We start from the raw sequence: 20,938 nt of genomic DNA on the forward strand, positions 1-20,938 counted from the left end.
CAACCGTCTGCAGACGGGTAGCCCGGACAGGCGCAGCGCGCCGCCTCAGGGATCGTTCGCAGCCAGCGCCTGCGGCGTTATCGGCGAATTATTTTCCCCACAATCTCCGCGAATTGTCTTCTATCTGCCCGCTCAGGCGCCGTTTCTGCATGGTACGGCTCCAGCTCACCGACAGCCCCGCCGCCGAGAGCAGACGACGGTATTGTTCGTCATCGAACGGCATATGCCAGGCAATGGCCCCCGCCTCATGGACGCTCACATCGCTTAGTCGGGAAACCAGCTCCAGCGGCGCATCGCCGGATACCTGCCCGCCCGCCACGACCCGATACAGCCAGCCGGTTTTACCGCTGTTCTGCATAAGCTGCGCCATATCGCTGACAGCAAAATGATAGTTAAGCTTGAAGCACGGTGAACGCGGCTGCGTCACCTGAATCAGCGCCTCTCCCCAGCGAAAGATGTCGCCGATACAGACCTCTTTTTCGGTCAGCCCTTCGGTCGAGAGATTCTCGCCAAACGCCGGGGCGCAGAAAAGATCCGCCTGCTGCGGAAGTTCAAGAGCCCAATGGGCGTAGTGTTCACGGGGATAGTGGCACAGCGCGCGGTCCGGCCCGCCATGTATTTTCGTCTCCGCCTGTTCATCGCCCTCCAGCCCCAGTTCGCCGAGGGTCAGTTCACCGTCGACCTGAATTTTACCGATGGCGCTTGGACGGCTGCCGTCGTAATCCCTTACCTTGCCCACAAAGACATTCACCGGATAGTGCATCGCTGCTCCTTTGCTGCGGATATAAAAAAAGCGAGTCATCAGACTCGCTTCTCGTTCAGCACAATGCAACCTTATTTTTTGGCGGCAAAACGCGCTGCTGCTTCGTCCCAGTTAACCACGTTCCAGAACTCTTTGATGTAGTCCGGACGACGGTTCTGGAATTTCAGGTAGTAAGCGTGTTCCCAAACGTCCAGGCCCAGAATCGGGAAGCCGGAAGCGCCGGAGATAGCTTCGCCCATCAGCGGGGAGTCCTGGTTAGCGGTAGAAACCACGGCCAGTTTGTCGCCCTTCAGCACCAGCCATGCCCAGCCAGAACCGAAACGGGTCGCAGCCGCTTTTTCAAACTCCGCTTTGAAGTTATCAACGGAACCGAAATCACGTTCGATAGCAGCTTTCAGGTCGCCCTGCAGGGTGGTACCGGTTTTCAGGCCTTTCCAGAACAGGCTGTGGTTAGCGTGGCCGCCCGCGTTGTTACGCAGTACGGTTTTTTTGTCAGCCGGCAGCTGATCCAGTTTGGCGATCAGTTCTTCAGCAGACAGGTCAGCAAATTCCGGCAGGCTCTCCAGCGCAGCGTTGGCGTTGTTAACGTAGGCCTGGTGATGTTTAGTGTGATGGATTTCCATCGTCTGCTTATCAAAGTGCGGTTCCAGGGCGTCATAAGCGTACGGCAGGGCTGGCAGTGTATAACTCATAATCATCTCCATTATTGTCAAGCGGCAGGAAGTGTTAATGCCGAGTAAGCAGTTGGTTCATTATAGTTAATTAAATGATATTGAAAACGCTTATCAATGCCGTATTTTTAATAAGGTTATAACCGCAGGGTATACCTGCAATTTTGTGAGCTGGAACAAGTAATTAAGTTGTTGGTTGCCAGAGTTCAGCGTCACATGGCAACAGCCTGAAGGCGAGAAAACTGACCGATTTTTACACTCATCGTGTCGGAAGAAGATTTATCCGATAAAAAAATAGATGAGGATAAAATCAATGAATCACGCGATTACGATGGGTATTTTTTGGCATTTGATAGGTGCGGCCAGTGCAGCCTGTTTCTATGCCCCGTTCAAACAAGTTAAACAGTGGTCATGGGAAACCATGTGGTCAATCGGCGGGATTGTCTCCTGGCTGATTCTTCCCTGGGCTATCAGCGCGATGCTGCTGCCTGATTTCTGGGCCTATTACCGTTCCTTCAACGCCTCCACGCTCCTGCCGGTGTTTCTGTTTGGCGCCATGTGGGGGATCGGCAATATTAACTACGGCCTGACCATGCGCTACCTCGGTATGTCGATGGGGATCGGTATCGCCATCGGGATTACCCTGATTGTCGGCACGCTGATGACTCCAATTATCAACGGGCAGATCGATGTGCTCCTTCATACCCAGGGTGGCCAGATGACGCTGCTCGGCGTGCTGGTTGCGGTGATCGGCGTGGCGATAGTCACCCGGGCCGGCCAGTTGAAAGAGCGCAAGATGGGCATTAAAGCCGAAGACTTCAATCTGAAAAAAGGGCTCATGCTGGCGGTGATGTGCGGCATTTTCTCTGCCGGGATGTCCTTTGCGATGAACGCCGCCAGGCCAATGCATGATGCCGCGGCAGCGCTGGGAGTTGACCCGCTGTATACCGCGCTGCCCAGCTATGTGGTGATTATGGGCGGCGGCGCGCTGGTCAACCTTGGCTTCTGCTTTATTCGTCTGGCTAAAGTCAAAAACCTGTCGATCAAAGCCGACTTCTCGCTGGCAAAACCGCTGATTATCGCCAACGTGCTGCTGTCGGCGCTGGGCGGTCTGATGTGGTATCTCCAGTTTTTCTTCTATGCCTGGGGCCACGCCAGCATTCCCGCGCAGTATGACTACATGAGCTGGATGCTGCATATGAGCTTCTATGTGCTGTGCGGCGGGCTGGTCGGGCTGGTGCTGAAAGAGTGGAACAATGCCGGGCGTCGTCCGGTCAGCGTGTTAAGTCTGGGCTGCGTGGTGATTATCATCGCCGCCAATATCGTTGGCCTCGGCATGGCCAGCTAATGCCCTATGCGGCAACGCGACTGCGTTGCCGCCACTGCCCTGGGGTCATGCCAATTTCGCGATTAAAGACGACGGAAAAGTAGTTACTGTCTTCAAATCCGCACTGCATCGCAATGTCACCAATCAACCGCTCGGTGTGCTGCAATAAATACTGCGCGTGGCAGATACGCAGCTGACGCAGGTAATGGTTGATCGTCATCCCGGTCTGCTGGCGAAACTGCTGACGCAGCGCACGCTCGCCGCACCCCTCCCGCTCACAAAACAGCTCAAGAATAAAAGGTCGGTTCAGGCTGCCGGCCAGTTCGGTCAGCAGCTTATCGAGGAGCGTTTCGCTTTGGGTCGCCGCCCGGTTATCGGTCGCATAGCGGTGGCGATGAAGAATCAACGCCAGCTGCGCAAACAGCAGCTCGGCCATGTTATTAGACTGCGCATCGCCGCGGGCGCTCTCCTGCTCCAGCTGAGTAATCACCTGGCGAACCTGAGCCATACCAGAACTGCCGATCCGCCAGTGCGGCATCCACGACGTCCCAAACAGACCGGGAATATGGGCCGCCCAGTCAAAGTTAAGCCGCAGACGATCCGGGCAATAGATGACGTTTTGCAGGACTAAATCATTCACCGAGGCGTAGGAGTGTTTGTCTTCGGCGCGAATATAAAACAGGTCGCCACGGGTAATGCGCCATGGGCGATCGTTAAGGACATGCAGGCCATTTCCCCGCCATACCAGTACCAGTTCGCAGAACTCGTGGGTATGCTCGGCGAAGACATTTTGCGGATAACGGTCGGCAACCGCTACCGCCTGAGAAGGAGAGGCAAAAAACTCATCTTTGCGCAGAATCAGCTGACCAGCCACTACCAGAACTCCACCGCCAATAACGGTTTATTATTCGCGTTTTTGCTCGCTAAAACGTTGACTGCTCTCGCGTTACTGAAGAATGGCGTCCCGTCCCTGACGGATATCGCGCGGCGACCAGGAAAACTCGCGGCGAAAAAGCGTCGAAAAGTGGTTACTGTCGCCGAAACCGCAACGATAGGCGATATCTGTGATGCTCTCATCGCTATGGCGTAGCAGGTGACGCGCCTTCATCAGTCGCACCCGATTGAGGTAGCGCTGCGGCGTCAGGCCGGTCTGTTGCTTCAGCTGGCGATGCAATGTCCTCAGCGACAGGGAAAACTTATCCGCCACCTCTTCCCAACAGACATCCTCGGCAAAGTGATCTTCCAGCCAGGCCATCAGATGATTCAGCCGCGCTTCGTTGTCGGCCGCCCCTTCCGCGAGGCTGCTTTTACGCAGCAGGACAAGCAGCTGCATAAAGAGAATCTCCCGTCCGGCGAGCATATGCATATCCGGTTCGAGGCCGACGTCTTCCATCTGTCCGACGATCTGTCGTACCTGCTGTAGCACGGCCTGGTTCACCCGCCAGTGAGAGAGGTAATTCCCCTCTTGCTCCTGCGGTAACAGCTGATTGACGCCATTCAGAAAGCGAAAGGCATCCGGCGCGCGATAGAGCACGTTAGTCAGGCATAAATTGTCCGTATGTTCATAGAGATGACGATCGTGATCGCGAATAAAGCACACCGAACCGCCGCTGATGGTATAGGGCTGACCGTTGAACACATGAATCCCCGTGCCGTGCTCAACGATGACGATTTCATGGAAATCGTGATGATGTTCCGGGAACGCCGCCTGAGGGAGGCGTGGCTCAATGGCCACAGCAGAAGTCCCGGACTTAAAGAAATCCACGCTGTGCAAAATGGTCATAACGGCACCCTCGAAATGAGAAATGTTATCAATCAGTGTCACAAATAGTAATTAAGGGTCCGCAATCCAGCCTTCAATTTTTGACCGCAAAATTCGTAAAACCTGCCGCTTTTTCAAGAAACAGCCGGAAAGATCGGGAACTGCGGACAACATCACATCCTCTTCCCTGATGCTCATGAAGAGAATCTGTGACCTCCCTCACGGTCATCTTTGCTTTCTTGCCAGCCGCCTGTTTTCCCTGTCAGTGGCAAGAAGGTGCGCGATTCACGACTTTTTTAGACTGCTGACAATGATTTTTACAAGGATCTCCCCATGAGCTTTCGTCATTGTGTAGCCGTTGATTTAGGCGCCTCCAGCGGGCGGGTGATGCTTGCCAGCTATGAATGCGGCCCGCGTACGCTAACGCTGCGCGAAATACACCGCTTTACCAATAGCCTGCAAAAGGTGGATGGCTACGACTGCTGGGATGTCGACCGTCTGGAAGGCGAAATTCGCCGCGGGCTGGTGAAGGTCTGCGAGCAGGGTATCCTCATCGACAGTATCGGTATTGATACCTGGGGCGTGGATTATGTCCTGCTGGATAAGCACGGCGAACGCGTGGGTCTGCCGGTCTCCTATCGTGACCCACGAACCCATGGCCTGATGCACCATGCCGAAGAGCAAATAGGCCGCGCCGAGATCTACCGCCGTAGCGGCATTCAGTTTATGCCCTTCAATACCCTATATCAGCTCCGCGCGCTGGTTGAGCAGCAGCCGGAGCTGGTCAGCCAGGTTTCACATGCGCTGCTGATCCCTGACTACTTCAGCTTTCGCCTCACCGGCCATCTGAACTGGGAATACACCAACGCCACCACCACCCAGTTGATCAATATAAACAGCGATAGCTGGGATGAAGAGCTGTTGAACTGGAGCGGAGCGCCGCGCGAATGGTTCGGCACGCCAACGCATCCCGGTAACGTAATCGGTCACTGGTTATGCCCGCAGGGCAACGCCATTCCGGTGGTGGCCGTCGCCAGTCACGATACCGCCAGCGCGGTCATCGCCTCGCCGCTGGCCAGCAAAAACGCCGCGTATCTCTCTTCCGGCACCTGGTCGCTGATGGGCTTTGAAAGCAAAACCCCCTACACCGGTAGCGACGCGCTGCAGGCGAATATCACCAATGAAGGTGGCGCCGAAGGGCGCTACCGGGTGCTGAAAAATATTATGGGACTGTGGCTGCTACAGCGGGTGCTGAAAGAACAAAACATCAGTGACCTGTCGGCGCTCATCGCCCGTACCGCTCGTCTTCCGGCCTGCCGTTTCGTCATTGACTGCAACGACGATCGTTTTATCAATCCGGCCAATATGAGCGCCGAAATTCAGTCCGCCTGTCGCGAGTCCGGGCAGCCGGTTCCCGGCGATGACGCCGAACTGGCGCGCTGTATTTTCGACAGTCTGGCCCTGCTCTATGCCCGCGTACTTCGTGAACTGGCCCAACTCCGCGGCCAGCCGTTCAGCCAGCTGCATATTGTCGGCGGCGGCTGCCAGAACGAGCTGCTCAATCAGCTGTGTGCCGACGCCTGCGGTATCACGGTGGTCGCTGGGCCCGTAGAGGCCTCCACGCTGGGCAATATCGGCATCCAGCTGATGACCCTGGACGAACTGAATAACGTCGACGATTTCCGTCAGGTGGTATGTCGCAACGCCGCGCTTACCACGTTTACCCCCAATCCTGAACATGAAATTGCCCGTTTCGTGGCGCAGTTTCAGCCACAACAGACTAAGGAGCTTTGCGCATGACCACTCAACTTGAACAAGCCTGGGATATTGCTAAACAGCGCTACGCTGCCGTTGGCGTGGATGTCGAGGAGGCCCTGCGTCAACTGGACCGACTACCCGTTTCGATGCACTGCTGGCAGGGCGATGACGTCGCCGGCTTCGAAAACCCGGAAGGGAACTTAACGGGCGGGATTCAGGCCACGGGGAACTATCCGGGCAAAGCTCGTAACGCCGGCGAGCTGCGCGCCGACCTTGAGCAGGCGCTGAGCCTGATTCCGGGGCCGAAACGCCTGAATCTGCACGCGCTCTATCTGGAATCAGATACGCCGGTGGCGCGCAATGAAATCAAGCCACAACACTTCCGCAACTGGGTTGAGTGGGCCAAAACCAATAAGCTGGGGCTGGATTTTAACCCCTCCTGTTTCTCCCACCCGCTGAGCGCCGATGGCTTTACCCTGTCGCACGCCAACGACGAAATCCGCCAGTTCTGGATCGATCACTGCAAAGCCAGCCGCCGTATCTCTGCCTGGTTCGGCGAGCAGCTGGGCACCCCGTCGGTGATGAATATCTGGATCCCGGACGGCATGAAAGATATTACCGTTGACCGTTTTGCCCCGCGCCAGCGTCTGCTCAATGCGCTGGATGAGGTCATCAGCGAAAAACTCGACCCGGCGCATCACATCGATGCCGTAGAGAGCAAACTGTTCGGTATCGGCGCAGAAAGCTATACCGTCGGCTCCAACGAGTTCTATATGGGATACGCCACCAGCCGCCAGACCGCGCTGTGCCTCGATGCCGGCCACTTCCACCCGACGGAAGTCATCTCTGACAAAATTTCCGCCGCCATGCTGTACATCCCGCGACTGCTGCTGCACGTCAGCCGCCCGGTGCGCTGGGACAGCGACCACGTCGTGCTGCTGGATGACGAAACCCAGGCTATCGCCAGCGAAATCATCCGCCACAACCTGTTCGACCGCGTGCACATCGGTCTCGATTTCTTCGACGCCTCGATTAACCGCATCGCGGCGTGGGTGATTGGTACCCGCAACATGAAGAAAGCGCTGCTGCGCGCCCTGCTGGAACCGACGGAACAGCTGCGCCAGCTGGAAGCTGACGGTGACTACACCGCCCGTCTGGCCCTGCTGGAAGAGCAGAAATGCCTGCCATGGCAGGCCGCCTGGGAGATGTATTGCCAGCGCCACGATACCCCGGCGGGCAGCCAGTGGCTGGATAGCGTACGCGCTTATGAAAAAGCGGTACTAAGCCAACGCGGCTAATCATCATTGCCGGACGGCGGCTGATGCCACAACCGCAGCCCGTAGGGTCAATCTTCTTTATGGTGCGGGGCTCCCCCCGCATCGCAGCAACAGGAATACAAGACTATGCAGAACATCATCAACGCCTGGTTCGTTCAGGGCATGATTAAAGCCACTTCCGATGCCTGGCTGAAGGGCTGGGACGAGCGTAACGGCGGTAACCTGACGCTGCGCCTCGACGACGCGGATATCGAACCGTTCGCGGCCGATTTTTACGCTAAGCCGCGCTACATCGCCCTCAGTCAGCCGATGCCCACGCTGGCGAACCAGCCATTTATCGTCACCGGTTCCGGCAAATTTTTCCGCAACGTCCAGCTCGATCCTGCGGCCAATCTCGGCGTGGTGAAGGTAGACAGCGATGGGGCGGGATACCACGTGCTATGGGGACTGACGGACGATGCGGTGCCGACCTCTGAATTACCGGCGCATTTTCTCTCCCACAGCGAGCGCATCAGGCTAACCAACGGCAAGGACCGCGTGATCATGCACTGCCACGCCACCAACCTGATTGCCCTGACCTATGTACTGGAGAACAACAGCGATCTGTTCACCCGCAAACTGTGGGAAGGCAGCACCGAATGTCTGGTGGTCTTCCCGGACGGGGTCGGCATTCTGCCGTGGATGGTGCCGGGCACCGATGAAATTGGCCAGGCCACCGCGCTGGAAATGCGCAAACATTCGCTGGTGCTGTGGCCGTTCCACGGCGTCTTCGGCAGCGGCCCGACGCTGGACGAAACCTTCGGTCTCATCGATACCGCCGAGAAGTCGGCCGAAGTGCTGGTGAAAGTCTATTCGATGGGGGGCATGAAACAGACCATCACCCGCGAAGAGCTCATCGCCCTGGGCAAACGCTTTGCGGTGCAGCCCATGCAGTCCGCGTTAGACCTGTATCAATAACAACATCGCGCCCCGCTCACCGAGACGGGGCGAACTCTGTCACCTGCAAATCATTCCCCGAGTATGTCGCACTGCAGGAAGGGGGCGGAGTCCACGGATGGACGGGTCATACAAGCCAACGCATCTGTAATGTGAATGACAACGGGAATCTAACTCAATCATGTGGAGTAAAAGCAATGAAAACAAAGACAAGCTTGATCCTCACCGTTGCCATTATGGCGTTGTCCGGTTCTGCTTCAGCGGAAGTGAAAATCGCCCTCGTGGCAAAATCGTTGGGAAATGGGTTCTTCGAAGCTGCGAACGTCGGCGCCCAGCAAGCGGCCAAAGAGTTAGGCGATGTTAAAGTCATTTATACCGGCCCGACCACCACCACGGCAGAAGCGCAGATCGAAGTCCTTAACGGATTGATCGCCCAGGGCGTGGATGCGATCGCCATCTCCGCCAACGATCCTGATGCCGTCGTCCCGGTGCTGAAAAAAGCCATGCAGCGCGGTATCAAAGTGGTCTCCTGGGATTCCGGCGTGGCGCCAGCGGGTCGGCAAATCCATCTCAACCCCTCCAATAATGCCCTGATTGGCGAAACCAACGTCCGGCTCGCCGCCGAGGCATTAAAAGCGCTGAATGTCGATAAAGGCGATGTGGCCGTGTTAAGCGCCACCCCGACCTCGACCAACCAGAATATCTGGATCGAGGAGATGAAAAAGATGCTGCCGAAGTACCCTTCCGTCAATCTGGTCACCGTGGCCTACGGCGACGATCTGTCGGATAAGAGCTACCGCGAAGCGGTGGGCCTGCTGAAGTCATATCCCGAGCTGAAAGTGATCGTCTCGCCTTCTTCGGTCGGGATCGTCGCCGCCGCGCAGGCGGTCAAGGATCAGGGCAAGATTGGCAAGGTCTACGTGACCGGCCTCGGGCTGCCGTCTGAAATGGCCGGGGCGATTAAATCCGGCGCCAGCAAAAGCTTCGCTATCTGGAACCCTATTGATCTGGGCTACGCCGCCACTTATCTGGCCGACGATCTGGTAAAAGGGACGGCGAGTAAAACCGAAGCCAGTATGGGCAAGCTGGGTAAAGTCCAGCTGGATGCCAACGGCAACGGCGCGATGGCGCAGCCGTTCGTTTACGATGCCAGCAACATCGATAAATTCTCAAAAATCTTTTGACCCCGTTCCCCTCACCGATACCGGGAGGGGAAAAACTGGAGAATTATCATGACGGCATCCACTCCTCTGCTGTCGCTTAAGGGCATCACCAAGGTTTTCCCCGGTGTGCATGCCCTTGAGAACGTACAGCTCGATCTCTGGCCCGGCAAAGTGACCGCCTTAATCGGCGAAAACGGCGCCGGCAAATCCACGCTGGTCAAAGTAATGACCGGTATTTATCAGCCCGAAGAGGGCGAGATCCTCTATAAAGCAATCCCTATCCAGCTGCCGAACCCCGAGTCGGCGCATAAGGTGGGGATCACCGCCATTCATCAGGAAACCGTGCTGTTCGACGAGCTGTCGGTCACCGAAAATATTTTCGTCGGCCAGTATCTGTATACCGGCCTGCTGAAGAAACTCGACTGGCCCGCCATGCACCGCAAAGCCAGCGAAATTCTCACCCGCCTTGAGGTGCAGATTGACCCACGCGCGACGCTGAAAACCCTCAGTATTGCCCAGCGGCATATGGTGGCGATTGCCAGAGCGCTCTCCTTCGACGCCCAGGTGGTGATTCTCGATGAGCCCACCGCCGCCCTCTCGCAGCATGAGATTCTGGAGTTCTATCAAATCGTTGAACGCCTGAAGCAAGACGGGAAAGCGATTTTGTTTATCTCGCATAAGTTTGACGAAATTTTCGAACTGGCCGATTACTACACCATTCTGCGCGACGGCGTCTTCGTCAGCGCCGGCGCCATTAATGACATCACCGAAGAACGGATGGTGGCGATGATGGTCGGTCGCGCCATCACCCAGACCTACCCGAAAGTCGAGTGCACGCCGGGCGCAACGGTCCTGGAGGTGAAAAACCTCTGCCATCCCACCGAGTTTGCCAATATCCATTTTTCGCTGCGTAAAGGTGAAATTCTGGGCTTCTACGGCCTGGTCGGCGCCGGGCGAACCGAGCTGATGCAGGCGCTCTCCGGGGTATCTCGTCCCGCGAGCGGGGAGATCGTGCTGAACGGTAAAACCATGCACTTCCGCCAGCCGGCGGACGCCATCCGGGCGGGAATTGTCTGCGTGCCGGAAGAGCGGCAGAAGCAGGGGGCGATTATTGCCCTGCCAATCGCCCAGAACATTAGCCTGCCGCAGCTCAGTCAACTCAATCCCAATGGCGTATTGAACGCCACCCGCGAATGGCAGCTGGCGAATGAATATGCCTCACGTCTGCAGGTCAAAGCGTTTAACTGGCAGCAGACGGTAGAAACCCTCTCCGGCGGCAATCAGCAGAAAGTGGTGATCGGCAAATGGCTGGCCACACACCCGGAGGTGATCATCCTCGATGAGCCAACCAAGGGGATCGACATCGGTTCAAAAGCGGCGGTGCATCAGTTTATGTCCGAACTGGTGGGACAGGGGCTGGCGGTGATCATGGTGTCATCCGAGCTGCCGGAAGTCATGGGGATGGCAGACCGCATCATCGTGATGCATGAAGGGCTGATGGTGGCCGAATATCGCGCGGGGGAGGCAACGGCAGAAACCATCGTCAGCGCCGCCAGCGGCCTCGGTCGGGAGGCAGCATAATGGGGCGACAACTGCTTAAACACCGTGAAACGCTGCTGGCTGTCATCATCATTATGATGATCGGCGCGATCGGCAGCCGGGCACCGTCATTTATCACGCCCGGTAATCTGGTGGAGATGTTTAACGACACCGCTATTCTGATCATCCTTGCCCTCGGTCAGATGATGGTGCTGCTGACCAAAGGTATCGATCTGTCGATGGCCGCCAATCTGGCGCTAACCGGGATGATTGTCGCGCTGCTCAACGCCCACTATCCCGAAGTACCGGTTTGGACGCTGTTGGTTCTGGCGACCCTGCTGGGCCTGCTGATGGGGATGATCAACGGCCTGCTGGTGTGGCGGCTCGGCATCCCGGCCATTGTGGTCACCCTCGGTACCATGAGCATCTACCGCGGCATTATTTTCCTGCTTTCCGACGGCGGCTGGGTCAACTCGCACCAGATGAGCGCCGATTTTCTCGGCCTGCCGCGCGCCTCGCTGCTTGGGCTACCGCTGCTGAGCTGGTGCGCCATCGCCGCGCTGTTGCTGGTGGGCTACTTTCTGCGTTACAGCCGTACCGGCCGGGCGCTGTACACCGCGGGCGGCAACGCTACCGCGGCGTATTACACCGGGATTAATGCGGGGAAAATGCAGTTCATCAGCTTCTGCCTCTCCGGCGCGCTGGCGGGCTTTTGCGGCTACCTGTGGATCTCGCGCTTTGCCGTCGCCTACGTTGATGTTGCCAACGGTTTTGAATTACAGGTCGTGGCCGCCTGCGTGATTGGCGGCATCAGTACGATGGGGGGAACCGGGCGCGTCATCGGCTGTCTTTGCGGCGCGCTGTTTCTCGGCATCATCAATAATGCGCTGCCGGTGATGGGTATCTCACCGTTCTGGCAAATGGCGATCTCCGGCGCGGTCATCGTTATCGCGGTGGTACTCAATGAGCGCGGCAACAAACGACACGGGCGGTTAATTCTGCGCAGTGCGGTGGTTGCCGCGCAAAAACAGACGGTGAAATCATGAGTAAAATAATGACCCCGGAAGAGACGATCAACATCGCACCTGCGCCGTCACCGCTGCACCGCCTGCTATGCTGGGAAGGATTTTTACTGGCGGTCACGCTGGTGGTCTTCGTGGTCTGCGCGCTGGCCTCGCCCTACTTCCTCAATATCTGGAATTTGTCGGACGCCACCTTCAACTTTACCGAGAAGGCGATTGTGGTCCTGCCGATGGCGATGTTGATTATCGCCCGGGAAATCGACCTCTCTGTCGCCTCCACCATGGCGCTGAGCTCAACGGTGATGGGCTTCTGCGCGGCGGCGGGGATGGATACGCCGCTGCTGGTGGCCGTCGGGCTGGGAGTGGGTCTGCTGTGTGGTCTGTTTAACGGCCTGCTGGTCACGCGTCTGAATCTGTCGTCGATCGTCATTACCATCGGCACCATGAGCCTGTATCGCGGTATGACCTACATTCTGCTGGGCGACAAAGCGCTGAACCACTATCCGGACAGCTTCGCCTGGTTCGGCCAGGGCTATGTGTGGGGTGCGCTCTCCTTCGAGTTCGCGCTGTTTATTCTTCTCGCAATCGCCTTCGCTTTCCTGCTGCACAAAACCAACTTTGGTCGCCGCACCTACGCCATTGGCAATAACCCGACCGGCGCCTGGTTTTCCGGTATCAACGTTAAGCGCCACAACCTGGTGCTGTTTGCGCTGGTCGGGCTGATGTCCGGGCTGGCCGCCGTGCTGTTGACCTCCCGGCTTGGCAGCACCCGCCCGACCCTGGCGATGGGCTGGGAGCTGGCGGTCGTGACGATGGCGGTACTCGGCGGCATCAATATTCTCGGGGGTTCCGGCAGCATGGTGGGGGTGATTATCGCCGCCTTTCTGATGGGGCTGGTGACGTTTGGCCTGAGCCTGCTCAACGTGCCGGGCATTGTTATGTCAATCATCATCGGCGCGATGCTGATTGTGGTGATCTCGCTGCCCATTATTACGCGGCGAGTGATGCAGCGAAGACGGATCTAATGTCGGACGGCGCTGTGGCTACGAGCGCAGCGCCGCCGGGCATAAAAATCACGGTAATTAAGGAGAATTATGATGAGTTTTATGTTGGCACTTCCCAAAATCAGCCTCCACGGCGCGGGCGCTATCGGTGATATGGTCAAGCTGGTAGCAGATAAACAGTGGGGCAAAGCGCTGATCGTCACCGACGGCCAGCTGGTAAAGCTCGGGCTGCTGGACAGCCTGTTCGCCGCCCTGGATGAGCAGCAGCTGCCTTATCATCTGTTTGACGAAGTCTTTCCCAATCCCACCGAGGCGCTGGTGCAACAAGGCTATGCGGCGTATCGGGAGGCCGGGTGCGATTACCTCATCGCCTTTGGCGGCGGCAGCCCAATCGATACCGCCAAAGCGGTAAAAATCCTCACCGCTAACCCGGCGCCCTCCACCGCTTACTCCGGCGTCGGCAAGGTGAAGAATGCCGGCGTACCGCTGGTGGCGATCAACACGACGGCCGGTACGGCGGCAGAGATGACCAGCAACGCGGTGATTATCGACGCCGGGCGTCAGGTCAAAGAGGTGATTATCGATCCGAATATCATCCCGGATATTGCGGTGGATGATGCCAGCGTAATGCTGGATATTCCGCCATCCATCACCGCCGCAACCGGGATGGATGCCCTGACCCACGCCATCGAAGCGTTTGTTTCCGTCGGCGCCCATCCGCTTACCGACGCCAACGCGCTGGAGGCCATTCGCCTGATATCCCGGTGGCTACCGAAAGCCGTTGACGACGGGCATAACCTCGAGGCGCGCGAGCAAATGGCATTTGGCCAGTATCTGGCGGGCATGGCATTTAACAGCGCCGGACTGGGATTGGTCCATGCGCTGGCGCATCAGCCTGGCGCCACCCACAATCTGCCGCATGGCGTATGCAACGCTATCCTGCTGCCGATCATCGAAAACTTTAACCGTCCGAACGCTATCGCTCGCTTTGCCCGCGTGGCGCAGGCCATGGGCGTGGACACCCACGGTCTGAGCGAGGAAGCCGCCAGTACAGAAGCCATCAACGCGATTCGCGCGCTGAGCAAACGGGTCGGTATCCCGCAAGGTTTCAGCCAGCTTGGCGTCACCAAAGCCGATATCGAAGGCTGGCTGGATAAGGCGCTGGCTGACCCCTGCGCACCATGCAACCCGCGCAGCGCCAGCCGCGATGAGGTCCGTGAGCTTTATCTGGAGGCCTTATGATCCGCAAAGCCTTTGTCATGCAGGTCAATCCCGACGCGCATAAGGAGTACCAGCGCCGCCATAATCCCATCTGGCCGGAGCTGGAAGCGGTACTCAAAGCGCACGGCGCGCATCGCTACGCGATTTATCTCGATAAGGATCGCCATCTGCTGTTCGCCACGGTGGAAATTGAATCTGAGGAGCGGTGGAATGCGGTCGCCAGTACCGATGTCTGCCAGCGCTGGTGGCAACATATGTGCGATGTGATGCCTGCCAATCCGGACAACAGCCCGGTGAGTGCGGAGCTCAAAGAGGTATTTTATCTGGCGTAAATCTATGGTTGCCCCGCTACGCTTAGCGGGGCAACTGCTTCAGGCGCTGAGAAGAAATAGTGATCGCGCGCCGTCACAATTCGCAGCCGGACTAATCAACCTCCACATTGCCGGGGGCTGGCGTGGCTCTGAAGGCATTAATCGCTCTGTCCATCATCACCTGGTTGTCACTGCCGCAATCAAGTATCGTATTTTGAGACGACTCGTTTTCTACCAGCACAGCGACGGCATCAAGCGCTTTTAATCTGGCCGTCGTCAGCAAAGCGCTGACCTGCGCCGCAAAGCAGGCATCCTCTTCGGAGGGTTGCGCCTGCTGCACTGACGCTTCCGTCGTAGCAACGATATGATTATTAGCAATATAATTCCCTTTGCCGGAAACCAGCCGGATGATGACCGGTTTAATTCCCAGCGGCTTGAGATACTGGACATCGATAGTTTCGGAAATATGATTGGCAATAACCGAGTTATTACTGCCATTAATATGCAGCAAGCCATAGGCATCATTCTGGCCATTGTCATAGGCCTGCATCGGCGGCCAGGGCTCACGATCGCGCAAAAAATGGTTTGCAGAGATGAGATTCTCCGCACAGTTGTTCTCCAGCACCAACATTCCCGGATAAAATGAATGGAACCGGTTGCTGGTGACGGTAGAGCGTACAACGCCAGATAAATGAACGCTGCTTGCGCCGCGCGGGAAAATATTATTGGTAGAAATTAATAGCCCGCCGAAGTTTTGGGCATAAATCGAATAGCCTTTATAGCCTGCGCCAATCAGGTTATCGGTTATTTTCGAAGCCTGTCCGGCACCACGAAGCTCAATACAGTTACCGCATTCGGCAATAAAGTTATTATGGATTGCCAGAGCATCACTATTGTACGTAGTGAGGCCATGATCAAGGTAGATGAATCCCATACCCGTAATGCGGAAAGCGTCCTGAGCGCTGGCGATATAAATCCCGGTTTTGCCGTTGGTATAGCTATTTTCCGGATCGTTGTTTCCCAGCCCATCATCAATAAAGTGCAGGCCATCAATACAGAAATTTTCGAACGCAACTGAACTGATACGAGGAGCGCCGTTCCGCTTTACATAAAATGCAGCGCCTGCGTGCTCTTCATCGCCGGCCTGCGGACAAAGATCAACCAGAATGCGGCTCCCGCCCGGCCATACATCATGCAAATTCGCCCATTCATCCGCAGGCGTATTAAAGCGAATACTTGAGGAGACAAAACCGTGTCCGGAACCCATTATTTTTAAATAACTAATATCTATCAGAACCTGAGTGGTCAGATGATAATCGCCGGGCGGAATATAGATAACCGCACCGGGTTTACCGCCGTTATTAACATCGGTATGCGGTTGTCCTTTTTTGATATCTGCGATAATACTATTGATGACCTCGCCAATATCATCATTCGCATTACCGATATGCCACTGTGTCACGTCATAATAATTTTTACGCGCCATGAAAACCCTCCTTTGATATTAACTTAAAATCAATAACCAATATTTTAATTTCACCAGTGCTATTATTTAATAGTCAATGACGCGGATATCCTGAGCTTCTGGTGATTAACCGCGACCTTTTTCCAGTTCACGTTTCGCCAAATCTGTTTTGATTTTTTCAAGGAACGCGTTATTCAGCTTGAAGTAGCGCACCAGATACGCGCTGATGAAATAACTCACCATCGGCAACAGTGAGAACATGACGATGATGCCCTGGATGGTCTGAGGATTTTGCTGCGGCTCATTAGCGACATAGCCGGTAAACGCCAGAATCCATGCGACGATCGCGCCAGCCACCGCTAGCCCCATTTTCAGCATAAAAAGATTACCCGCGAAGGAGATACCGGTCAGGCGCTTGCCGAATTTCCAGTCGCCGTAGTCATCGACGTCGGACATCATCGCCCAGAGAATGGGGCCAGACTGAATTAAATGCAGAACGTTAATCACAATGAATAGCGTCATCAGCGGGGTCAGCGATTGCGGATCGATAAACCATAACGCAAATGACAGAATACCGAGGATAATATTAATAATGCGGAACAGCGCCAGCTTATCAAAGCGATCGGTAAGCGGTTTGGCAAGTACACTGCCCAGCATATTACAGGCCACGCCGAGCGCCATAAACAACGTAATAAATCCGACAGAGGCCTTCATCACATAGGTCGCATAATAAATGGTTACGCCACCGCGGATAAATGCCGGGAAAACATTAAGGAAGGTAATAGAGATCATCAGTAGCCACTGATCGTTTTTAATAATGTCGCGCAGATCTTTCTTTAATGATTCGTTTTCCTTAACCGATACCACGCGCTCTTTTATGCTGGAGAAGCAGAAGAGGAACATCAGGGTTGCCGCACCGCCCATAATCATCATCGTCATCTGAAAACCGGAAGCGCGGTCACCGTTACCCAACCAGTCCGTTAACGGCAAAATAGAGGAGGAAATAATTAACGTTGCCAGACCGTTAAGGAAAAATCGCCATGACAGGCAGCCCATGCGCTCTTTCTGATTGAGAGTAATTACGCCGCCGACCGAGCAATAGGGAATATTAATCGCGGTATAAATCAGCGACATCATCAAATAGGTGACCCAGGCGTAGATAATCTTGCCGTTCATGCTCAGTTCTGGCGTAGTAAACATCAGTACCGCGCCCAGTCCAAACGGAAGTGCCATCCAGAGTAACCATGGGCGGAACTTCCCCCAGCGGGTCACGGTTCGGTCGCAGATAGCCCCCATTAGCGGATCGCTAAAAGCGTCAAAAATGCGAATAACCAGGAATAATGTCCCAACAACACCGGCACTTAAACCATAAACGTCGGTATAAAACCATGTCAGATAGAGCGCCAGCACGCTCCATATCATTCCTGAGCCGGCGTCACCCATGCCGTAGCCGATCTTCTCTCTCAGCCCCAGCTTTTCATAAGCGCTTGGCCTTTCCATTGCGGTAGCAGACATAAATACACCTATTTTTTTGTTAAAAGGAACCCATGGCGCAAAGCGTCGCGCCATGTCTAAATATAAATCCCTTACAGGGAAGTAATATTAATCTTTACGCTGCTCTCGCGGATAATTAACCGGGAGACAATTTCATGCATTTCGATACTGTCCTGCTGCGGTTGATGCTTCACCATCTGGAAGGCCAGATGCGCGATTTCATTTATTGGCTGCGCAACGCTGGTGATTTTTTTGGTTTGCGCCAGCAGGCTATTGTCAAAACTGGCAATAGCAATATCTTCAGGAACGGAGATTCCTTTTTCCTTCAGGCCATCGATAATATAGTTTGCCGCAATATCGTTATAAACTAACAGACATGTGCAGGGGTTCTTCCGCTCACTGAGTTTCTCGATAATATCATCAAGAATACTAATATGGCCTGATACCTTTTCTCCCTCACCTTTGGCTATCCAGAACAGATTATTCTGAACCAGATTTAAGCCATGACTGGCTATTTTTTTGCTATACGACGAGACTTTACGATTGTCAACACCCTCCTGGGCAACAAACCCAAATGAAATATGGCCGGTGTGTATGAAGTGCTCCGCAATACTTTCAGCTCCGCGGTCCTGATTAATCGACACTGAATTAAAGAAGCGGGAAACCTGCGTGACGACGGCGACGGGGATCCTGGTAATCGTCAACCATTCTGAAAGTTCGGCTTCGGCTTCTGTCGGCACCCATAACAAACTGTCAATGCCCATCCCCACTAAGGTATGAATAATATGTTTATCTTGTTGCGGTTGATTCTGGTGCGTTTTAACAATCACCGATTTGCCGATATACCGGGCCTCTTCTTCTACTGTCGCCAACAGTTCACAGAAGTGAGGGTTTACCAGATTAGGCACCACCACACCAATCAGTCCGGAACATTTCCCACTAAGCTGAAACGAACTCTTGCTGGGTACATAGCAGAGATAATCCATTGCATCACGCACCGCCTGACGCGTTTCCGGTATCACGCTGGGATGATTGTTGAGGACTCGTGATACGGTCGCAGTCGAGACCCCGGCTCTTTTCGCTACGTCTTTAATGGATGCCATGATGATTGAATACGCCCCCCTAACACTGGTGCTCACTATAAATTGTGATCGCTGTCGAAAATGTAAGCCAGTTCACATGTTGCCGCGTTACATAGAATCGCGTTCAGCCTTCGCAATTTTATTTAGCTGCTCCCGGTTTATTTTCAGACCTATACAAAAGCATATATTAGCGAAAAGGATAATATATTATGTCAGAAAATTATTGTACTGTAGCGGTAATGGGTTTAGTTGACTGGTACAAAATGCAGGTTAAAAGGAGTGCATGTAAAGGGTCGCATCGTTATTCCGCCCGTAAGCGATAGAGTTCTCGCGTTGATCACCGCTAAGGATGAGGCATTATAAAAATCGACCTTATTTATATATTGGTAATATTATTCATTAAAAAATAAATCAATTTAACAGCGTTTGCTCTACGCGTAATGAAATAGAAAAAAGTAATATTTAACGCGCTTCATGCGTCGTAGCGATCGTCATCATGGCTCAGCTTCTTGTCACTGTCGAGAGAAGAATATCAGGCGCGCCCGGTTCTCAGCGCCGGCAAACCGCGCTTCAGGCAGCGCCATCCGTTGTAGCGTAACAATTATCGCCGACAGAAGTATGCGTTCCGTCGGCAATATTAATCGGTGGTCCTATCCAGCACTATTTACCGCCCCTGGAAAACATCCGCGGAATAATGGGTGCGAGTGATTGAACTCATAGGCCCGCGCCTTGCTCATTAGCCGCTGCGGCGGTAAACCATACCCTGAATCAATACTTGGCTCACCGTGGCTCATTCTTTCTCTTATATCCAAAGCACAAGCTACTCCTCATATATTTAACACGTCCCTGTGAATTGTCGCTCTATTTGCTAAACCGTCATGGCGTTATCGCTAATATTTTCCGGCTTTGCCTTGCCCGATAAGGTAAAGGCAGATATGAGCGTGACGGCCAGGGCAATTCCGCCGAGGATCATATAGGTGTCCTGGAAGCCAATCCGGTCATACATATTGCCGGCAAACGCGGAGAGGAAAATCGCCGCCACCTGTTTGGCAAACTGAAAACCGACCAGGTAGATCGTCGCCGACAGGCGAGTATCGAAGACGCCGGTGATGTATTTAAATGCCCCCACCAACAGGAACGGAACCTCGAGCGCATGGAGCATTTTTAGCGCCACGACTTCAGCGGCCGTCGTGGCGAACGATGAACCGATCATCCTTGCCGCCATTACCATCCCGGCAATCAATAAGGTATTTTTGGCGCCGATGCGGTTAATAATCCACGGCGAGCAGAACATGATAATAGCATTGCAGATCTCCCCGGCAGTGGTGGCAAAACCAAACGCCCGGGTCCCCGCTTCCGGGGTGGTAAAGAAGGATTTAAAGAAGGTGGCAAACTGCTGATCGAACACGTCATAGACGCAGGCCACGCCAACCACATACAAAATAAACATCCACATTTTGCGCTGGCGGAACATGCGCACCGCGGTTTTCAAATCTACGGCGGAACGATTGGCCCCCAGGGAGCCCAGCACCTGAGTCGCCTGGCTGGCCTGTGGCTTAGCTATCGCAACCAGTACCAGCAGCAGCAAGGCCGCGACCGATCCCATCCAGAAAACCCATTCCGGATTGACGCTAAACAACATGCCTGCGGTGGTCGCGCACAGCGCCCATCCCAGGCAACCAAAGGTACGCGCTTTGCCGTACTCAAATCCGCTATTCCGGCTGACGCGCTCGATGTACGCCTCCATCGCCCCGGCGCCCGCGGAAAACACAAAGCCGATGTAGGCACCGCCGCTTAACGCGCCGATCCAGATATTGGTTTTTAATAACGGAGCAAACACGTAGAGGAAGAATGGCGCAATCAGCACCAGCAGGACGGAGACGACCCACATCAGATGTTTCTTTAGCCCCAGCTTATCCGAAATAACGCCCAGCACCGGCTGAAAACAAATCGCAAACAGAGACAGGCTGGAAAACACAATACCGGTCTCGGTTTTGTTCAGCCCGATAACGTCCGATAGCCAGATCGGCAGAAACGGAAAACAGGTGGCCATGATGAAAAAGTAGAGAAAAAAGAACAGCCCGAAAATCCAGAAGTTAGGGTTGTTTTTATGGGTACAGGCGGTCGGGTTCATTTTATATTC

The 20,938-nt window shown here is 54.8% G+C and carries 18 protein-coding genes; 10 read left to right on the forward strand and 8 right to left on the reverse strand.

What is annotated here, in order from left to right; genetic code table 11:
• Positions 1–88 precede the first annotated feature (88 nt).
• Both yiiM and sodA read right to left on the reverse strand, forming a co-directional pair.
• A complete protein-coding gene (yiiM, locus tag Q1L34_RS25675; protein WP_064359889.1) occupies positions 89–763 on the reverse strand; it encodes a 6-hydroxyaminopurine reductase in 675 nt (224 codons plus the stop codon).
• Positions 764–834: 71 nt separating this feature from the next.
• Complete coding sequence (sodA, locus tag Q1L34_RS25680) at positions 835–1,455, reverse strand: superoxide dismutase [Mn] (protein WP_004869361.1); 621 nt, start codon at positions 1,453–1,455, stop codon at positions 835–837.
• A gap of 292 nt (positions 1,456–1,747) precedes the next feature.
• Between sodA and rhaT the strand changes: the two genes are divergently transcribed.
• Positions 1,748–2,782: an L-rhamnose/proton symporter RhaT gene (gene rhaT / locus Q1L34_RS25685; RefSeq protein ID WP_004869358.1), complete on the forward strand. Its 1,035-nt coding sequence runs from the start codon at positions 1,748–1,750 to the stop codon at positions 2,780–2,782.
• 4 nt (positions 2,783–2,786) lie between these two features.
• Here rhaT and rhaR read toward each other — a convergent pair whose 3' ends face one another.
• Together rhaR and rhaS (Q1L34_RS25695) are read right to left on the reverse strand one after the other, a co-directional pair.
• Entirely contained in the window at positions 2,787–3,635 is an 849-nt protein-coding gene (gene rhaR / locus Q1L34_RS25690; protein ID WP_004869355.1) for an HTH-type transcriptional activator RhaR, read from the reverse strand.
• 72 nt (positions 3,636–3,707) lie between these two features.
• The gene (gene rhaS, locus Q1L34_RS25695; protein WP_182924893.1) at positions 3,708–4,544 is read right to left on the reverse strand and encodes an HTH-type transcriptional activator RhaS; all 837 of its coding nucleotides are present in this window, start codon (positions 4,542–4,544) and stop codon (positions 3,708–3,710) included.
• A gap of 312 nt (positions 4,545–4,856) precedes the next feature.
• On the opposite strand from rhaS (Q1L34_RS25695), the gene rhaB reads away from it, so the two are divergent.
• The 9 genes from rhaB (at position 4,857) to rhaM (ending at position 14,775) form a co-directional block, all read left to right on the forward strand.
• Positions 4,857–6,323 carry a rhamnulokinase gene (gene rhaB / locus Q1L34_RS25700; RefSeq protein ID WP_064359888.1) on the forward strand — a complete coding sequence of 489 codons (1,467 nt, stop codon included), beginning with the start codon at positions 4,857–4,859 and terminating at the stop codon, positions 6,321–6,323.
• Entirely contained in the window at positions 6,320–7,579 is a 1,260-nt protein-coding gene (gene rhaA / locus Q1L34_RS25705) for an L-rhamnose isomerase (RefSeq protein WP_004869351.1), read from the forward strand. The genes rhaB and rhaA overlap by 4 nt, the downstream gene beginning before the upstream one ends.
• Positions 7,580–7,684: 105 nt before the next feature.
• Positions 7,685–8,515 (forward strand): rhamnulose-1-phosphate aldolase, encoded by an 831-nt coding sequence (rhaD, locus tag Q1L34_RS25710; protein WP_015585433.1) that lies wholly within the window; start codon positions 7,685–7,687, stop codon positions 8,513–8,515.
• 176 nt (positions 8,516–8,691) lie between these two features.
• The gene (gene rhaS, locus Q1L34_RS25715; protein WP_097358186.1) at positions 8,692–9,678 is read left to right on the forward strand and encodes a rhamnose ABC transporter substrate-binding protein; all 987 of its coding nucleotides are present in this window, start codon (positions 8,692–8,694) and stop codon (positions 9,676–9,678) included.
• A gap of 48 nt (positions 9,679–9,726) precedes the next feature.
• A complete protein-coding gene (locus Q1L34_RS25720; protein WP_004869347.1) occupies positions 9,727–11,238 on the forward strand; it encodes a sugar ABC transporter ATP-binding protein in 1,512 nt (503 codons plus the stop codon).
• Positions 11,235–12,242 carry an ABC transporter permease gene (locus Q1L34_RS25725; protein ID WP_160873597.1) on the forward strand — a complete coding sequence of 336 codons (1,008 nt, stop codon included), beginning with the start codon at positions 11,235–11,237 and terminating at the stop codon, positions 12,240–12,242. The genes Q1L34_RS25720 and Q1L34_RS25725 overlap by 4 nt, the downstream gene beginning before the upstream one ends.
• Positions 12,239–13,243, forward strand: a complete 1,005-nt coding sequence (locus tag Q1L34_RS25730) for an ABC transporter permease (protein WP_032718499.1) — start codon at positions 12,239–12,241, stop codon at positions 13,241–13,243. Before Q1L34_RS25725 ends, Q1L34_RS25730 begins: the two co-directional genes overlap by 4 nt.
• A gap of 72 nt (positions 13,244–13,315) precedes the next feature.
• Positions 13,316–14,464: a lactaldehyde reductase gene (fucO, locus tag Q1L34_RS25735; protein ID WP_097358187.1), complete on the forward strand. Its 1,149-nt coding sequence runs from the start codon at positions 13,316–13,318 to the stop codon at positions 14,462–14,464.
• Entirely contained in the window at positions 14,461–14,775 is a 315-nt protein-coding gene (gene rhaM, locus Q1L34_RS25740) for an L-rhamnose mutarotase (protein ID WP_097358188.1), read from the forward strand. The genes fucO and rhaM overlap by 4 nt, the downstream gene beginning before the upstream one ends.
• A gap of 91 nt (positions 14,776–14,866) precedes the next feature.
• Here rhaM and Q1L34_RS25745 read toward each other — a convergent pair whose 3' ends face one another.
• From Q1L34_RS25745 to Q1L34_RS25765, 4 genes are all read right to left on the reverse strand, one after another.
• Entirely contained in the window at positions 14,867–16,240 is a 1,374-nt protein-coding gene (locus Q1L34_RS25745; protein ID WP_015585435.1) for a NosD domain-containing protein, read from the reverse strand.
• Between the two features lie 105 nt (positions 16,241–16,345).
• Positions 16,346–17,734: a glycoside-pentoside-hexuronide (GPH):cation symporter gene (locus tag Q1L34_RS25750; protein ID WP_044023633.1), complete on the reverse strand. Its 1,389-nt coding sequence runs from the start codon at positions 17,732–17,734 to the stop codon at positions 16,346–16,348.
• Positions 17,735–17,805: 71 nt separating this feature from the next.
• On the reverse strand, positions 17,806–18,816 hold the full coding sequence (locus Q1L34_RS25755) for a LacI family DNA-binding transcriptional regulator (RefSeq protein ID WP_044023575.1): 1,011 nt from the start codon (positions 18,814–18,816) through the stop codon (positions 17,806–17,808).
• An 847-nt stretch (positions 18,817–19,663) separates the two neighbouring features.
• On the reverse strand, positions 19,664–20,929 hold the full coding sequence (locus Q1L34_RS25765; RefSeq protein ID WP_015585438.1) for an MFS transporter: 1,266 nt from the start codon (positions 20,927–20,929) through the stop codon (positions 19,664–19,666).
• Between the last annotated feature and the right edge of the window lie 9 nt (positions 20,930–20,938).

This window comes from Klebsiella ornithinolytica (genome assembly GCF_030505655.1).
GTDB lineage: Bacteria > Pseudomonadota > Gammaproteobacteria > Enterobacterales > Enterobacteriaceae > Klebsiella > Klebsiella ornithinolytica.

Excerpts from the sequence above, each read along its gene's own strand:
- Q1L34_RS25730 (WP_032718499.1), top strand. The coding sequence starts at position 12,239 with ATGAGTAAAATAATGACCCCGGAAGAGACGATCAACATCGCACCTGCG.
- Q1L34_RS25745 (WP_015585435.1), bottom strand. The coding sequence starts at position 16,240 with ATGGCGCGTAAAAATTATTATGACGTGACACAGTGGCATATCGGTAAT.
- rhaB (WP_064359888.1), top strand. The coding sequence starts at position 4,857 with ATGAGCTTTCGTCATTGTGTAGCCGTTGATTTAGGCGCCTCCAGCGGG.
- sodA (WP_004869361.1), bottom strand. The coding sequence starts at position 1,455 with ATGAGTTATACACTGCCAGCCCTGCCGTACGCTTATGACGCCCTGGAA.
- rhaM (WP_097358188.1), top strand. The coding sequence starts at position 14,461 with ATGATCCGCAAAGCCTTTGTCATGCAGGTCAATCCCGACGCGCATAAG.
- Q1L34_RS25720 (WP_004869347.1), top strand. The coding sequence starts at position 9,727 with ATGACGGCATCCACTCCTCTGCTGTCGCTTAAGGGCATCACCAAGGTT.
- yiiM (WP_064359889.1), bottom strand. The coding sequence starts at position 763 with ATGCACTATCCGGTGAATGTCTTTGTGGGCAAGGTAAGGGATTACGAC.
- Q1L34_RS25765 (WP_015585438.1), bottom strand. The coding sequence starts at position 20,929 with ATGAACCCGACCGCCTGTACCCATAAAAACAACCCTAACTTCTGGATT.
- fucO (WP_097358187.1), top strand. The coding sequence starts at position 13,316 with ATGAGTTTTATGTTGGCACTTCCCAAAATCAGCCTCCACGGCGCGGGC.
- rhaS (WP_097358186.1), top strand. The coding sequence starts at position 8,692 with ATGAAAACAAAGACAAGCTTGATCCTCACCGTTGCCATTATGGCGTTG.
- rhaD (WP_015585433.1), top strand. The coding sequence starts at position 7,685 with ATGCAGAACATCATCAACGCCTGGTTCGTTCAGGGCATGATTAAAGCC.
- Q1L34_RS25755 (WP_044023575.1), bottom strand. The coding sequence starts at position 18,816 with ATGGCATCCATTAAAGACGTAGCGAAAAGAGCCGGGGTCTCGACTGCG.
- rhaS (WP_182924893.1), bottom strand. The coding sequence starts at position 4,544 with ATGACCATTTTGCACAGCGTGGATTTCTTTAAGTCCGGGACTTCTGCT.
- Q1L34_RS25750 (WP_044023633.1), bottom strand. The coding sequence starts at position 17,734 with ATGTCTGCTACCGCAATGGAAAGGCCAAGCGCTTATGAAAAGCTGGGG.
- rhaT (WP_004869358.1), top strand. The coding sequence starts at position 1,748 with ATGAATCACGCGATTACGATGGGTATTTTTTGGCATTTGATAGGTGCG.
- rhaA (WP_004869351.1), top strand. The coding sequence starts at position 6,320 with ATGACCACTCAACTTGAACAAGCCTGGGATATTGCTAAACAGCGCTAC.